This window comes from Paraburkholderia sp. RL18-085-BIA-A, from assembly GCF_046027075.1.
Taxonomy (GTDB): domain Bacteria; phylum Pseudomonadota; class Gammaproteobacteria; order Burkholderiales; family Burkholderiaceae; genus Paraburkholderia.
The window spans coordinates 1-1622 of sequence record NZ_JARESU010000396.1 but is presented as its reverse complement, the minus strand read 5'-3'; the positions used below and the strand labels follow the sequence as shown (position 1 = coordinate 1622).

Here is a 1622-nt window from a genome sequence, read left to right as displayed (position 1 = left end):
TGAAAAGCTCGCGGAACTCGGCATCGTGTTCTGTTCGTTCTCGGATGCCGTGCAGCATCATCCTGAGCTGGTGCAGAAGTATCTCGGTTCAGTGGTGCCGCACACCGACAATTTCTTCGCCGCGCTGAATTCCGCCGTGTTCAGCGACGGCTCGTTCTGCTATATCCCGGCGGGCGTGCGCTGCCCGATGGAGCTGTCGACGTACTTCCGCATCAACGCGCAGAACACGGGGCAGTTCGAGCGCACGCTGATCGTCGCGGACAGAGGCGCGTATGTGAGCTATCTGGAAGGCTGCACCGCACCGATGCGCGATGAAAATCAGCTGCATGCCGCTGTGGTCGAACTGATCGCGCTGGAAGGGGCACAGATCCGCTATTCGACGGTGCAGAACTGGTATCCGGGCGATGCGTCGGGCAAGGGCGGCATCTACAACTTCGTGACCAAGCGTGGCGATTGCCGCGAGGCGAATTCGAAGATTTCGTGGACCCAGGTGGAAACCGGTTCGGCGATCACGTGGAAGTACCCGAGCGTGATCCTGCAGGGAGCGCGCGCACGAAGGACTGTTTCTGGCGTTCCAGTACCCCGTTGAGATACCCGGTGTGAGCAACGTTTATCTGCTGAAGGCGGCGTTGAACGCGCAGCGCCGGCATCGTGGCGAGCCGGAACTCGACGCAATGGAATTCCTGCAACTCGTCAAGGACAGAATGACGCTGATGCAGATGGACGAGACTCTACTGTATCGCGCAGTCAACGAAGGCTTTTCCGGCGGAGAAAAGAAGCGCAACGAAATCCTGCAGATGGCGGTGCTGGAGCCCCGGCTCGCCATTCTTGACGAAACGGATTCCGGACTCGACATCGATGCGCTGCAGATCGTCGCGCAGGGCGTCAACAGCATGCGCAGCCCCGAACGGGCGATCGTGCTGGTCACGCACTATCAGCGCCTGCTGGATTACGTCGTGCCGGATTGCGTACATGTGCTGGCGAACGGCCGGATCGTGAAGTCAGGGCCGCGTGAACTGGCCCTGGAGCTGGAACGCAAGGGCTATGGCTGGATCGAGGATGAGGCCGTGCAATCAGCCAGCGCACTCAGTGTAGCAAGTGCGGGGCACTCATGAAAAACGAATCGCTCGACTTCTTCCGCCAGGCTTTTGGACAACTCGTGAAGACGTTGCCCGGCGCCGAGTTGCCGTGGCTGCGTGCCGCGCGCCGAAGCGCCTTCGACCAGTTCGACGCGCTCGGCTTTCCGACCACGCGTCACGAGGACTGGAAGTACACGAACGTGTCGGCGATCGGCAAGCGCCCCTGGCATTTCGCGCCGCAACGCACCGGCTGCATCGACGATGGCGACGTGCGACGCATCGTCGATGAACTCGTGCTGGACCCGGCTGGCCATCGACTGGTATTCGTCAACGGTCGCCATGTGCCGCGGCTGTCGAAACTGATTGGTTTGCCGCATGATGTGTTTGTCGGCTCGCTCACGCGGGCGTTGAGAGAAATACCACAACGACTGCAGGCGGCGATCGCCTCGCAGACGTATGCCGACGGCTTTAACGCGCTCAACACGGCGTTTCTGACGGATGGCTTTGCCGTCGTGCTACCGCCTGGCGAGGTCATCGATCAAG

3 pseudogenes are annotated in these 1622 nt (G+C 61.0%); all 3 read left to right on the top strand.

Features of this window, described 5'->3' with window-relative positions:
• Positions 1 to 544, top strand: a pseudogene (locus tag P0D89_RS52730) (SufD family Fe-S cluster assembly protein); the annotation flags it as partial.
• Positions 543 to 1115 (top strand): annotated as a pseudogene (sufC, locus tag P0D89_RS52725) (Fe-S cluster assembly ATPase SufC); the annotation flags it as partial. The pseudogenes P0D89_RS52730 and sufC, both read left to right, overlap by 2 nt.
• Positions 1112 to 1622, top strand: a pseudogene (locus P0D89_RS52720) (Fe-S cluster assembly protein SufD); the annotation flags it as partial. The pseudogenes sufC and P0D89_RS52720, both read left to right, overlap by 4 nt.